This window comes from Arthrobacter sp. B10-11, assembly GCF_033142195.1.
GTDB lineage: Bacteria > Actinomycetota > Actinomycetes > Actinomycetales > Micrococcaceae > Arthrobacter > Arthrobacter oryzae_C.
Genome location: NZ_JAWMTH010000007.1, coordinates 18,696 through 32,431 on the forward strand (window position 1 = coordinate 18,696; position 13,736 = coordinate 32,431).

Below are 13,736 nucleotides of genomic sequence, written 5' to 3' on the forward strand. Positions count from 1 at the left end.
TAGGGCCGGTGGCCTAGACGGGCAGGCGCTTGTTGTAATCCAGCAGGAGAACGGACACGCCCATGATGATCGCGGACCCGACGAAGTACAGCAGCGCCCAGGTGTAGGAGCCGGTGGCGCCCACGATCAGGCCGACAGCAATGGGAGTCACGAAGCCGGAGATGTTGCCGCTGAAGTTCATCGCCCCGCCGAGGACGCCGGCGTTGGTCCGGCCGCCCAGGATGGAGGGAATGCTCCAGAAGAGGCCCACCCAGCGGAGGAAGAACATCACCACGGAGAGGAGTACGACGGCGGTGGTCGGGTCAGCGACGACGGTCACCCCGATGAGGCCGCCGATCACGACGACGCTGGAGATGCCCAGCAGCGTCCGCATGACGCGGTTGGCCGAGGCGCCGGCCGCCCGCCACTTGTCGGCGATGGTGCCGCCGAGGATTTCACCGACGAAGCCGGCGCCGAAGATCACGAAGGTGGACCAGCCGATGGTCTTCAGGTCGAAACCCTTGGCCTGGGCGAGGTACAGCGGTCCCCAGGTGAGCAGGCCGTAGAAGACGCCGTTGAAGCCCAGCCAGCCGAAGCACATGGCCCAGAAGGAGCGGAACTTCAGGTACGGGAGCAGGGCGCGCTTGCCTTTGCTGCCGTCCAGTTCGGCTTCGGCATCCTCGGCGGCATGGGAGGCCTCGATGTATTCGGCCTCGGCAGCGTTGACGGCGCGGTGCTGGCGCGGGTTGTCCCGGACGTACCACCAGACGGCGAGGCCCATGAGCACGGTGGCGGCGCCGGCGATGATGAAGGCCGTGCGCCAGCTGCCGGTGGAGGCGATCAGGCCGGCAATCAGGATGCCGCCGAGCCCGGCGCCCAGGGGAGCTCCGGCGTCAAGGATGGTGGCGCCGCGGCCACGTTCGGATTTGTGCATCCAGATGGCGTTGAGCTTGCCGCCGGCGGGCATGACGCCGGCTTCGGTGACGCCGATGCCGAGGCGGGCGATGAACATGCTCAGGAAGCCGCCGGCCAGTCCGGAGGCTGCAGTTGCAGCTCCCCAGCCGACGCAGGAGGCTGTCATGACCTTGCGTGGGCCGAACTTGTCGATCAGCCAGCCGACGGGGATCTGCATCAGGGCGTAGGTCCAGAAGAACGCGGAGAGCAGGAGGCCCACGAGTTCCGGGGCGAGGTTGAATTCCTTTTGGATGATGGGGAGCGCCACCGAGATGGATCCCCGGTCAATGTAGTTGACGGCCACGAGGACGAGGAGCAGGAGGAAGAGCTTCCAGCGGACGTTGGTGCGCCGTTGCACGCCGTCCTTGCCGGTCTGGTCTGTTTGGCCCTCGGGTGCGGAGGGTCCGGTGGATGATGTCTGGGTGCTTGGAAGAGACACAGCTTCTCCTTCACGGGGAAGATTGCGGGCAGGGGTAAGACTCTGGGCCGGCCGCGGCCTGGTTCGGGCGGAGGCCTTGCACTCCCGTGCTGGATCCGGGGATACGCCATGGGTGGCGCCAGCAGCCGGGAGGATGATCATTTTTGGGATCCCGATTTGGGATCCCAAAATCAAAGATAGAAGTGACCCCCGCCACTGTCAAGGTTTTTCGGACGACACCCGCCCGGACCGCCTATTTACCGATTGTGACTGCCGGCCTCAGGCGCGTGCGCCAGGATCTCCGCGAGTTCGGCCAGCCGGTGCGCCCGCGCCGATTCCGCCGGAGTGAACGGCTCGCCCGGCCGGTAGAAGGTGATTGGGCCGTGCCAGGCCGTAGGGATCTTGAGTACCGTTCCGGCGTCGGCCGAGGCCGGAGCTTCCTGGCGGCCCTCAACGGCCTCGGGAACAATCCTGGCCGACAACAGCTCCGCGACGGCCAGGGGAAGCTCATCCGGGTTGCCGGCAATCCGTGCTGCCAGGCTCAGCGCCTTGGTCTGACCGTCCGCCATTGCCAGGGCCGTGGTGGGCCAGACGTGGGGGTGTCTGCCGCCGCCGGCGCGCAGGGCATCCACCAGTTCACGTTCGCCCAGGTTCCCGGGAGCTGACAGGACGAACTCGTCGAGCACGCCGCCTGCCACCGGATGTAGGTGGATGCTGAGGATATTGGTGTCCAGCCGGGCAAGCGCCTGCGTGATTTTCTGGAGTGAGCCGGGCTGGTCGTGCAGCACGGTGCGCGCACGCCACAGGGCCGGTGCAGTGTCCAGCCGTTTGCGGTGCCGCAGGGCAGGAGCGTGAAGCCAGCTCCTCAGCATCCGGGCCGCGGAAGGCTCGGCCACCCAGATCACCAGCACGGTGGCGGTCAGGGTGAGGACCAGGACTTTCGCCACGTAGGGGAGATGCGTCTCCACCACGGCCGCGTGCACCAGCAGCTCGATGGGCAGCATGACGGCGATGTTCGCCAAGGTCAGCCGTGTTTTTGTGGGCTCCGGCATCTGGCCGCAAACCTCGCAGCTCAACTCGGCCGGTTCGGGGGACTGTGCCTTGCGCTTCATACTCACATCATGTCCGGACCCTGTTTCAGGGGCGTTGCGGCCGCGTCACGAACGCCAGCATCGTTGAATTGGCGCGGTTTCTGCACTACTTGCCCGTCCGGACGCCGGCCGCTCGGAGAGGCTCGCGGGGACGCCGGCTGCAGGCGCTGCCACGTAGTCCCGGGTGTCCCGGGTGTTAAGGCGTGCACGTAATTTCCAGCATGACCACCCGACGGCCCGCTTGGCGTCCGGGTACCACACGTGTGCAGCACAGACAGCATGCATTGAAAGCCGGGTAGGTGGCCCTCGTGACGGGGATACAGGCCCACAGCTTGTATAGGGGGAGGCATCAACCGGTGCCGCCTACCAAAGGTCGGGGGGGATAGGCAATGGCGATTTCGTCTGCGGGCATATCGCGTTCATCCGCCGTCGGCTCCGCTGCAGCCGCCCGTTCCGCTGCCGCCGTCGGGCATTCCCCGAAGAGCACGGACGGGCAACCGTCCGCACGCAAGCCGTCCGGCCGCGAATGGGCGCGCTACCTGGCCCGTTTCCTGCGCCTGACCGACTCCCTGACGGTGGTCCTTTCGGTGCTTCTCGGATATGTGCTCCGGTTCGACGGCGGGCACTCCTTTGCGGAAAGCCATGACAACGCGGTGGGCGCCGTCCTGGCGGCAGGCCTCGTGGTGCTGTGGCTCGGCGCCCTCCATTTCTACCGGACGCGGGACCCGAAAGTCCTGGGTGTCGGTTCCAGCGAATACAAGCGCGTGGCTGTTGCCACTACACGGGTCTTTGGCCTGCTGGCGGTGTTCCTGGTGGTATTCCGGCTGGAACCGGCATGGGCGTTCTACGTGGCGTCATTCCCCCTGGGGCTTCTGGCGCTGGTGGGTAACCGGTGGCTCGCACGCCGCTGGTACAACCGGAAGCAGGCCGACGGCCAGTTCCTGGTGAAGGCGATCGTGATTGGCCAGCCGGAGGATGTCCGCTACGTACTCGGCCGGATCGCCAAGAAGACCGGCGCGGCCTACGAAATCCTGGGGGTGTCCCTGCCGGGAGCCCGCAGGGGCATGATGCTCGACGTCGACGGACGCCGGATTCCGGTGCTGTCCTCCACCGACGACGTTGTCCGGACCGTGGGAAAGCACGGTGCCGAGGCAGTCATCGTGGCGGGGCCGGTGCCGGGAGGCAACCAGTACATCCGGGAGTTGGGATGGCGGCTGGAAGAGCACCGCGCTGAACTGGTACTGGCATCCACCCTGACCAACGTTGCCGGCCCGCGGATCCACTGGCGGCCCGTGGAGGGGCTGCCGCTGATGCATGTGGACGTCCCGCAGTACAGCGGCGGCAAACACGTGCTTAAGCGGCTCCTGGACATCGCGGGCGCTTCGGTGGCCCTGGTGCTGCTGTCGCCGCTGTTCCTGGCGCTCGCCGTCGTCGTGAAGCGGAACGGTCCGGGGCCGGTGTTCTTCAAGCAGGAGCGCGTCGGAAAGGCCGGCCGGCCCTTCCGGATGATCAAGTTCCGTTCCATGGTCACTGACGCCGAAGCATCGCTCGGCGCCCTCATGGCAGGCAATCAGGGGGCCGGCGCGTTGTTCAAAATGCGGGACGATCCGCGCGTGACCAGCTGCGGGCGCTGGATGCGCCGCTACTCCCTTGATGAACTGCCGCAGTTCTGGAATGTCCTCACCGGTGAAATGAGCCTGGTGGGACCACGGCCTCCGCTGCAGCGCGAAGTGGAGGCCTACGAACGGCATACCCACCGCAGGCTACTCATCAAGCCGGGCATCACCGGCCTCTGGCAGGTCAACGGCCGCTCGGACCTGCCCTGGGACGAGGCCGTGCGCCTCGATCTCTACTACGTCGAAAACTGGTCGATCATGGGGGACGTCATCATCATGTGGCGGACCTTCAAAGCAATGTGCATGCCTTCGGGCGCGTATTAAGTGGAGGGGACAGATATGGAATCGTCACAGGAGTCCTACCGCCGGGACCTTGACCTGATGGCATCAGCCGCGCCGCTGCGTGCGGCCGTCATCGGTGCCGGCTACTGGGGGCCCAACCTTGCACGGAACTTCAAGGCCGGCCCGGACTGGCAACTGGCCGCGATCGTGGACATGGACCGGGACCGCGCGGCGAAGCTCGCCGCAGCGCACGGGGGCGTTCCGGTCTGCGAATCCATCGACGAGCTGCTGGATACGGTCGACGTCGATGCAGTGGCAATAGCCACTCCGGCGCACACGCACCACGGCATCGCCCTGACAGCCTTGCGCGCGGGTAAGCACGTGCTGGTGGAAAAGCCCCTGGCCGACAGCAGGGCCAAAGGCGTGGAGATGGTCGAAGAAGCGGAACACCGCGGGTTGGTCCTGATGGCCGATCACACCTACTGCTACACCCCGGCTGTCCTGAAGATCCGGGAACTGATTGCCGACGGATCCCTGGGCGAGATCCTGTTCATCGACTCGGTGCGGATCAACCTGGGGCTGGTGCAGCCGGATGTGGACGTGTTCTGGGACCTGGCACCCCATGACCTGGCCATCATTGATTTCATCCTTCCCGGCGGCCTCCGCCCCATTGAAGTCGCCGCCCACGGAGCGGACCCCCTGGGCACCGGGCGGGACTGCGTGGGGCACCTGACCTTTGCGCTGCCGAACGATGCCATGGCCCATGTGCACGTGAACTGGCTCAGTCCCACCAAAATCCGCCAGATGGTGGTGGGCGGTTCGCAGCGGACCCTCGTCTGGGATGACCTGAACCCGCAGCAACGGCTGAGTGTGTACGACCGCGGCGTCAGCCTGGACCGGAAGTACCGCTCAGCCGCAGAAAAGAAGGCATTCGCCATTTCGTACAGGCTGGGCGACACCTGGTCCCCCGCGCTGCCGGAACACGAGGCCCTCGGCCAGATGGTGGCGGAGTTTGCCAGCAGCATCTGGCATCACCGGCCTGCGCGGACCAGCGGGACATCCGGCTTGAGGGTGCTGTCGGTGCTGGAGGCGGTCAGCCGCAGCCTCAGCGGCGATGGCCAGTCCGTTGCCGTCAGCGGCAATGAAACCCAGTTGGAGGGACGGCGATGAGCACGCTGCAGGGCGCACGGGTCCTGGTCACCGGCGGAGCCGGCACCATCGGTTCCACGGTTGTTGACCATTTGATCACCGCGGGTGTCGAACGGGTTTCCGTCCTGGACAACCTGGTCCGCGGCCGCCGCGCGAACCTCGATGACGCGGTTGCCGGCGGCAGGGTGGAGCTTGTGGAAGGGGACCTGCGCGACCGGGACCTTGTGCACGACCTCACCCGCGGCAAGGACATCGTTTTCCACCAGGCCGCCATCAGGATCACCCAGTGCGCTGAGGAGCCGCGGCTCGCGCTGGAAGTACTGGTGGACGGCACCTTCAATGTGTTCGAGGCTGCCGCGGAGCACGGTGTTGGCAAGCTGGTGGCGGCCTCCAGCGCCTCGGTCTACGGGATGGCGGAGGAATTCCCCACCACGGAACGTCACCACCACCACAACAACGACACGTTCTACGGGGCCGCGAAGTCCTTCAACGAGGGAATGGCCCGCAGCTTCCGCGCCATGACCGGCCTGGACTATGTCCTGCTGCGCTATTTCAACGTCTACGGACCCCGGATGGACGTGCACGGCCTCTACACGGAGGTGCTGGTCCGCTGGATGGAGCGGATCGCGGACGGGCAGCCGCCGCTGATCTTCGGCGACGGACGGCAGACCATGGACTTCATCCACACCCGGGACGTTGCCCGCGCCAACATCCTGGCAGCCGGCAGCGGTGCCTGTGAGGGCGTTTACAACGTAGCCAGCGGGGAAGAAACCAGCCTCCTTGAACTCGCCGAGGCACTGCTGCGGGCCATGGACTCCGACCTGCGGGTGGAACACGGCCCGGACCGGGCCGTCAACGGCGTTGTCCGCCGCCTCGCGGATACCTCGGCTGCACGGCTGGACCTTGGCTTCACGGCTGAAACCGGACTTGAGGACGGCCTCAGGGAACTCGTGGACTGGTGGCGTCCGCTGCGCGGCGAGATTGCCGCCGCCCGGGTGGGAGGCGTGCGGTGACCATCAGCCAGGATCAGGCGGTGAGCCGGATCAATGTCATGAAGCCGTGGCTCGGAATCGAAGAGGCGGAGGCTGTGGCGGAGGTGATTGCGTCCGGCTGGGTGGCCCAGGGTCCCCGGGTGGCGCAGTTCGAGGAAGCCTTTGCCGCCGCCCAGGGCGCGATGCACGCCGTCGCGGTTTCCAACTGCACCACAGCGCTGCACCTGGCGCTCAAGGTGGCGGGCATCGGGCCGGGCGACGACGTGGTGGTGCCCTCCTTCTCCTTCATTGCCACCGCCAACGCCGCCGGCTACGTCGGTGCGAGGACGGTGTTCTGCGATGTTGAAGAGGAGACCGGCAACGTCTCCGCCCGGACCATCGCCGCCGCGCTGACACCAGCCACCCGGGCCGTGATCGTGGTGGACCAGGGTGGAATGCCGGTGGACCTCGATCCCATTCGCGCGCTGTGCGACCCCCTGTCCATCACCGTCGTGGAAGATTCAGCCTGCGGGGCGGGCTCCACATATCGGGGCCGGCCCGTGGGGGCCGGCGCGGACCTGGCCGCGTGGTCCTTCCACCCGCGCAAGATCCTGACCACCGGCGAGGGCGGCATGCTGACCACGCTGAACGCAGAGTGGGCCGGCCGGGCACGAAGGCTCCGCGAACATGCCATGAGTGTTTCCGCGAATGACCGCCACGCAGCCCTGCTGGCCCCCGCGGAGGAGTACCTGGAAGCCGGGTTCAACTTCCGGATGACCGACATGCAGGCCGCGGTGGGGCTGGTCCAGTTGGGGCGGCTCGGCGAGGCCGTGGCACGCCGGCGCGAGATCGTGGCCGGTTATCAGTCCGGCCTGGACAGCGTCGGGGGCCTGCGGCTCGTCCGCGATCCTGTTTACGGCACCAGCAATTTCCAGTCCTTCTGGGTGGAGGTCCTGCCGTCGTTCCCGCTTAACCGCGAGGAACTCCTGGAGCGCCTGGCGCTGGACGGCATCTCGGCCCGCCGCGGAATCATGGCCGCGCACCGGCAGCCTGCCTACGCGGGGCTGGACACCGGCCACACGGACCTGTCCTCAACCGAACGGCTGACGGACAACACCCTGATCCTGCCGGTGTACCACCAGCTGACGCCGGACGAGCAGTCCCGGGTATTGCGGTCCATCCGGCTCGCCGGCGGGGAGGGCACCCGTGGCTGACCTTATCCTTATCGCCGCCAGCGGGCTCGCCCGCGAAGTGCTCGCCACGGTGCGGGACAGCGGCCAGTTCGATGTCATCGGAGTCCTCGACGACGACCGGGGCCGGGCCGGCACCACGATGGACGGCTCGCACGTCCTGGGACCGGTCAGCCACGCCCTCAACTACCCCGACGCGAAGGTGGTGGTCTGCGTCGGCGCAGGAAGCGGGCGGGCCGCCGTCGTAGCCCGGCTTGCAGCCCTCGGGTTCCCGGACCGGCGTTATGCCACGGTGGTCGATGATTCGGTGCGGCTTCCGGAGGGCTGCCGGATCGGCCACGGCAACATCCTGCTGGGCCACGTCACGCTGACCGCCGACGTCACCATTGGCAACCACGTGGTGGTGATGCCCGGGGTGACCCTTACCCACGACGACGTGGTGGAAGACTTTGCCACGTTCGCGGCCGGCGTTTCGCTGGGCGGCGGGGTCCGCGTGGGGCGCGCAGCGTACCTGGGCATGAACTCCTGCGTCCGGGAACGGACCGCCGTCGGCGCCGACTCCACCGTGGGTATGGGGGCCGTGGTGCTGGCCGACGTTCCAGCCGGCGAGACCTGGGCAGGCGTTCCGGCGCGGGCCATCAAACGCGCCATGGCGGTGATCTGATGCGTCGCGCCAGGCCTGTCCACTTTGCCGGTACCGCCGCGGTCACCGTGGTGGTGCCCTGCTACAACTACGGGCGGTTCCTGCCTGCAGTGGTGCACAGCGTACTGGCCCAGGAGCGTGTGGCCGCCAGGGTCATCATCGTGGACGACGCTTCCCCTGACGGGTCGGCCGACGTTGCCCGGTCCCTGGCGGCGGCGGACCCGCGCATCACCCTCGTGTGCCACGAGCGGAACCAGGGCCACATTGCCACTTACAACGACGGGCTGGGCCGGGTGGAGACGGAATTCGTTGCCCTCGTATCCGCAGATGACCTGCTTGCACCGGGCGCACTCGGCCGGGCCACGGACCTGATGACTGCGCATCCGGGGGTGGGCATGGTCTACGGGATGCCCCTGGAATTCGACGATGCCAGCGGAGCACCCGATGCCCCTGCCTTCGACCGGAAAGGCAGCTGGACCGTCTGGTCCGGCCGGGAGTGGCTGCAGTGGGCGTGCTGGCGGGGCCGGTGTTTTATTCTGTCCCCGGAAGTCGTCATGCGGACGGAGGCCATGCGGCAGGTGGGGCCCTACAACGCCGAACTGCCGCATTCCGGGGACCTGGAGTACTGGATCAGGACCGCAGCGCGGTGGGATGTGGGCCGCATCAACGGTCCGGCACAGGCCTACTACCGCGTGCACGGGAACAACATGCACCTGACCAGCTTTGACACCATGCAGGTGGACCTCAAGCACCGGCTGGATGCCTTCGATGTGCTCGCCAGCGGCGAACTGGCCGCGGACCTGCCCGGAGCAGCCCGGCTGCACCGGATGGCCAGGCGCGGAGTCAGCCGGGAGTCGCTCCTGCTGGCGGAGCGGAACCTCGACGCCGGCGGAGCAGTTGCCGCATCCGAGGCATTGCTGGCGGTGGCCGGGTCCGCTGACCCGTCGGCTGCGGCCACCCTGCGAGGCAGGGCCTTGCGGTACCGGCTGGCGCGCTCCCGCCGGCATGCCGCACCAGCCCGGCTCCAGAGCCTGATCGAAGGCTACCGGCGCCAGGTGGACAGGGTCCGCTGGACCGCGTGGCGAAAAGCAGGCATCTCGTGAGCACCCAAGTCAGCCCGGAGGCGGGTCTCCAGACGGTCAGGACCGGGCTCCGGGGCGGACTCCTTTGGGGCGCAGTGGGTGTCGGCTCAGGCAGGGTGCTGCAGTTCGTCACCACGGTGATCCTTGCCCGAATCCTTGCCCCCGAGCACTTTGGCGCCCTCGCCATCGCCCTGGTGGTGCAGACCATCGCCATGAACGTCACTGAGCTGGGGGCCACAGCCGCGCTCGGGCGGGCGGACCGCGACCCTGCAGAGATAGCGCCCACCATTTTCACCATCGGCCTGGTGACGAGCACGGCCATCACTGCTGCAGTCTTCGCCGGTGCGCCCGTCCTCGCGGGAGCAATGGGTGATCCCTCGGCCGCGCCCATCGTTCAGATCATGGCCTTCACCATCCTCCTGTCCGGCCTGTCCGGGGTCCCCGCCGCGATGGTTTGGCGGAACTACCTCCAGCGCCCCCGGGCCCTCGTGGAAATCGCCGGCGTGCTCTGCAGCCTGGCCCTGGTCATCCCGATGGCACTCGACGGCTGGGGGGCCTTCGCGCTGGCCTGGTCGAGGCTTGGCGGGCAACTGCTCACCACCATCGGGTACTGGCTTGTGGCTCCCCGGCGTTTCCTGCCGGGATTCCGCCGGGCCGAGGCCGCCTACGTCCTGCGGCTGGGAATGCCGCTGGCGCTCGCGAACCTCGTTGTTTTTGCCACCCTTAACCTGGACTACGTCATTGTGGGCCGGAACCTCGGAACGGCGGAGCTGGGAATCTACCTGCTGGCATTTAACCTCGCCAGCCTGCCCAGCAGCCTGATTACCGCCGTGATCCGCACGGTGGCCGTCCCCACGTTCGGCCGCCTGCACAAAGCGGGGAGGCTGGCCGAGGCGGCGCCTGCCGCACTGGGTGCCGTTGCCTACCTGGCGCTGCCCGTCTCCGCGCTCCTGGTAGGCCTGTCCGGCCCCTTGATCCAGGTTCTCTACGGCCGGGAATGGACCGGCGCGGCTGCGGCCATGATCGGACTCGGTATTTTTGGGGCCGGCCGCATCCTGACGGAGATGCTGGCTGACCTGTGTGTCGGGGCGGGCCGGACGGTGGGCCTTTTCTGGGTCCAGGTGGTGTGGTTCGTGGCCCTGCTTCCGGCACTCCTGGCCGGGGCCTCGTACGGCGGCCTGGCAGGCGTCGGCGCAGCACAGGCAGCAGTGATCTGGCTTGTGGTGCTCCCGGTCTATTTCCTGATGGTCCGACGCACGGTGGCCGCCCGCACCGGGGCGATGCTGCTGCAATGCGTGCCGCCGGCGGCCGTGGCCGCCCTGTCCGGCCTGGCAGCCTGGATGACGGCAGGAGCCCTACGCGAGCCGTTCCTGGCTGTGGCGGCTGGAGGCCTCGCCGGCACCGCGCTCTACGCCCTGCTCACCCGGCGCTACGCCCTGCGGATGCTGACCACCCTGAAATCACTCACTGCCGCCGACGCCGCGGAGGCCGCCTCGGAGGACGCCGCGCAGGCCAACACCACCGACACGCTGACACTAAGGAGCGCACAATGAACCTCCCCGCGCAACTCCGGATCCCGCTAGTGGACCTCGTCGCCCAGCAGGCCGAAATCCACGAAGAGCTGGCCCCCCAGCTCGAGGACATCATGCAGCGGGCGGCCTTCATCGGCGGCAAGGAGGTGGAGCTGTTTGAGCAGCAGTACGCTGATTTCCTCGGAGCCCGCCATTGCATAGGCGTCGGAAACGGCACGGATGCACTGGAACTCGCGCTGCTGGGTGCAGGCGTGCAACCGGGGCAGGAAGTCATTGTCCCGGCGAACACGTTCATCGCAAGCGTGGAAGCGGTCGTCAGGGCGGGCGCCGTCCCCGTCCTTGCGGATGTGGACGAAGAGCATCTGCTGCTGGACCCCGAGTCCGTCCGGCGCTGCGTAACCGGCCGGACCGCGGCCATCCTTCCGGTCCACCTTTTTGGCCAGGTGGCACCGGTGGAGCGGCTTGCCGCCATCGCCGAACAGTGCGGGGCAGTCATCATTGAGGATGCCGCGCAAGCGCAGGGCGCTTCACGGTTCGGCAGGTCCGCAGGGACGCTGGGCCGCATCGCGGCCACGAGCTTCTACCCGGGAAAGAACCTTGGCGCCGCCGGTGACGCAGGTGCCGTCATTACGGACGACGACGGCGCTGCCCGCCTGGTCCGGCTGCTGGGCGCGCATGGCAGCGAACGCAAATACGAGCACGAGGTCATGGGATGCAACTCGCGGCTGGACACCGTCCAGGCTGCGGTGCTGCTGACCAAGCTCAAGCGGCTGCGTGAATGGAACGACCAGCGCAGCCGGGCTGCCGCGCGGTACCAGTCGCTGCTGGCGGAGGTGGGCGGCGTTCGGCTGCCCAGGTCCGCGCCGGGAAATTCGGACGTATGGCATCTCTTCGTCGTCAGGCTCGAGGACCGTGACGCGGTTGCGGCCCACATGCAGCAGTGGGGGGTGTCCACCGGCGTCCACTACCCGGTGCCCGTCCACCGCACGGAGGCGTGGCGGAAGCTGGGACTGGAATCCGGCAGCTTCCCGGTTGCCGAGGCGGCGTCCCGCCAGATTCTGTCCCTGCCCATCTACCCGCACATCACCGTGAGGCAGCAGGAACACGTGGTGGCGAGCCTGCGGAGCGCCCTTGGAGTCGGAGCATGACAGGGCCCAGCATCCTGAAGCGGATCCACACCATGGGAACCCGGGACATCAGCAGGCGTGTTGCCCGGCGTGTTGCCGGCAACCTGGCCCGCCGTTTTGACACCGCCGGGCTGGACTTTCCGCTGCTCCCGGAGGACGTCGCTGATTCGACGCGGCTGCAGTTGGAGGCGCCGCCCGCCGGAAACGGCAAGGCCCGGCTGAACATCGCCTGGCTGTGCACGCCGCCCAGCCCCGGATCCGGCGGCCACACCACGCTGTTCCGCATGGTTGCGGGGATGGAGGCGCGCGGACACCGCTGCACCGTGCTGCTCTACAACCGCCACGGTTCCGATCCCGTCCGGAATACGGCAATCATCCGCCAGCACTGGCCGCATCTCACGGCCGCCATACGCCCCGTTCCCGAGGTTATCGAAGGATATGACGGATGTGTGGCCACGTCGTGGGACACGGCCCACGTACTGGCTCGCAGAAGTGGCGCAGGCACCCACCGTTTTTATTTCATCCAGGACTTCGAACCGTTCTTTTATCCCCGCGGAAGCCTGTATAGCCTCGCGGAGGACAGCTACCGCTTCGGCTTCCACCACATTGCGCTGGGCGGCATGGTGGCAGCGACACTCCTGGAAAACGTCGGGGTCCGGTCTTCGACGGTTCCGTTCGGCTGTGACACCGGGGTGTACCGGCTGGAGAACCTCGGACCGCGACGCGGGGTGGTTTTCTACGCCCGGGAGGCGGTGGACCGGCGCGGGTTCCTTCTCGCCCGGCTGGCGTTGGAGGACTTCCATGGCCGCCATCCTGAGCAGCCGATCCATGTTTACGGCGACCCGATGCGACGTTGGGCCGTGCCGCACCTCCATCACGGAAAGCTGAGCCCCGGCCAACTGAATACCCTGTACAACGCGTCCCTGGCCGGCCTCGCCATGTCATTCACCAACATCTCCCTGGTGGCCGAGGAAATGCTCGCTGCGGGAGCGACTCCCGTGGTCAACGACCACCGGTATGCTCGCCTGGACCTCCCCAATCCAGAGGTCGGATGGGCGCCCGCAACGCCGGGAGGGCTGGCAGACGCCCTGTCCCAGGTGGTCGAAACGGCGTCCGGACCCCGCAGCTTCCAGTGCTCAGCCGGAGTCCGGCAGGGCTGGGGCGGCACCCAGGATGCCGTCACAAGGCTGATCAGCCGCGCCGTGGCAGGCATGCCGGCGACCGCCGAAAGCGGAGGCCGCGGATAATGGGCGGCCGCCGGTGGATCCTTGCCGTCCTGCTGGGGCTGTACGTGGCCGCCCTGGCGGCAGTCGGCTTCTGGCCCTCGCCCGTGGACCGTCCGCTGGCCGGCTTCCTCAGCGAAATACTCGCCGTCCTGCGCGGGAACGCCCTGACGTCCGGCATCCGCTACGGCCATGTGGAAGCCGCCGCCAACGTTGCCCTGTTTGTCCCGCTGGGTGTCCTGGTCGCCCTGCTCCTGCCGCCGCGTCGCTGGTGGCTGGCAGCGGTGACCGGGCTCCTGACTTCCGGGGCCATCGAGGCTGTCCAGTACCTGCTTTTGAGCCAGCGCCAGGCAAGCCTCGCCGACCTGGCCGCCAACACGCTCGGTGCCCTGCTGGGTTCACTCTGCGTGGCATCGGCTCTCCGCCGCGTGTCCCGGGGACCCGGCACACCAGCAACTGCGCCGGTCTCCGGCAACACC

Annotated in this window: 11 protein-coding genes and 1 pseudogene; 10 read left to right on the forward strand and 2 right to left on the reverse strand. The window is 67.7% G+C overall.

Features of this window, described 5'->3' with window-relative positions:
- Positions 1-13 precede the first annotated feature (13 nt).
- Both RW112_RS19020 and RW112_RS19025 read right to left on the reverse strand, forming a co-directional pair.
- Positions 14-1,372, reverse strand: coding sequence for an MFS transporter (locus RW112_RS19020; RefSeq protein WP_317783260.1), 1,359 nt, complete (start codon positions 1,370-1,372; stop codon positions 14-16).
- A gap of 236 nt (positions 1,373-1,608) precedes the next feature.
- Positions 1,609-2,463 carry an amino acid-binding protein gene (locus tag RW112_RS19025; protein WP_317783261.1) on the reverse strand — a complete coding sequence of 285 codons (855 nt, stop codon included), beginning with the start codon at positions 2,461-2,463 and terminating at the stop codon, positions 1,609-1,611.
- A gap of 368 nt (positions 2,464-2,831) precedes the next feature.
- Between RW112_RS19025 and RW112_RS19030 the strand changes: the two genes are divergently transcribed.
- From RW112_RS19030 to RW112_RS19075, 10 genes and pseudogenes are all read left to right on the forward strand, one after another.
- Positions 2,832-4,382, forward strand: a complete 1,551-nt coding sequence (locus RW112_RS19030; protein ID WP_317783262.1) for a sugar transferase — start codon at positions 2,832-2,834, stop codon at positions 4,380-4,382.
- A gap of 15 nt (positions 4,383-4,397) precedes the next feature.
- Positions 4,398-5,510, forward strand: coding sequence for a Gfo/Idh/MocA family oxidoreductase (locus RW112_RS19035; protein ID WP_317783263.1), 1,113 nt, complete (start codon positions 4,398-4,400; stop codon positions 5,508-5,510).
- Positions 5,507-6,502 carry an NAD-dependent epimerase/dehydratase family protein gene (locus RW112_RS19040; RefSeq protein ID WP_317783264.1) on the forward strand — a complete coding sequence of 332 codons (996 nt, stop codon included), beginning with the start codon at positions 5,507-5,509 and terminating at the stop codon, positions 6,500-6,502. Before RW112_RS19035 ends, RW112_RS19040 begins: the two co-directional genes overlap by 4 nt.
- On the forward strand, positions 6,499-7,674 hold the full coding sequence (locus tag RW112_RS19045; RefSeq protein ID WP_317783265.1) for a DegT/DnrJ/EryC1/StrS family aminotransferase: 1,176 nt from the start codon (positions 6,499-6,501) through the stop codon (positions 7,672-7,674). The genes RW112_RS19040 and RW112_RS19045 overlap by 4 nt, the downstream gene beginning before the upstream one ends.
- Positions 7,667-8,314, forward strand: a complete 648-nt coding sequence (locus RW112_RS19050; protein WP_317783266.1) for a NeuD/PglB/VioB family sugar acetyltransferase — start codon at positions 7,667-7,669, stop codon at positions 8,312-8,314. The genes RW112_RS19045 and RW112_RS19050 overlap by 8 nt, the downstream gene beginning before the upstream one ends.
- On the forward strand, positions 8,314-9,396 hold the full coding sequence (locus RW112_RS19055) for a glycosyltransferase (protein WP_317783267.1): 1,083 nt from the start codon (positions 8,314-8,316) through the stop codon (positions 9,394-9,396). The genes RW112_RS19050 and RW112_RS19055 overlap by 1 nt, the downstream gene beginning before the upstream one ends.
- The gene (locus tag RW112_RS19060; protein WP_317783268.1) at positions 9,393-10,928 is read left to right on the forward strand and encodes an oligosaccharide flippase family protein; all 1,536 of its coding nucleotides are present in this window, start codon (positions 9,393-9,395) and stop codon (positions 10,926-10,928) included. The genes RW112_RS19055 and RW112_RS19060 overlap by 4 nt, the downstream gene beginning before the upstream one ends.
- Complete coding sequence (locus tag RW112_RS19065; protein WP_317783269.1) at positions 10,925-12,055, forward strand: DegT/DnrJ/EryC1/StrS family aminotransferase; 1,131 nt, start codon at positions 10,925-10,927, stop codon at positions 12,053-12,055. The genes RW112_RS19060 and RW112_RS19065 overlap by 4 nt, the downstream gene beginning before the upstream one ends.
- Complete coding sequence (locus RW112_RS19070) at positions 12,052-13,281, forward strand: glycosyltransferase family 1 protein (protein ID WP_317783270.1); 1,230 nt, start codon at positions 12,052-12,054, stop codon at positions 13,279-13,281. The genes RW112_RS19065 and RW112_RS19070 overlap by 4 nt, the downstream gene beginning before the upstream one ends.
- A pseudogene (locus RW112_RS19075) lies at positions 13,281-13,655 on the forward strand (VanZ family protein); the annotation flags it as partial. The gene RW112_RS19070 and the pseudogene RW112_RS19075, both read left to right, overlap by 1 nt.
- Between the last annotated feature and the right edge of the window lie 81 nt (positions 13,656-13,736).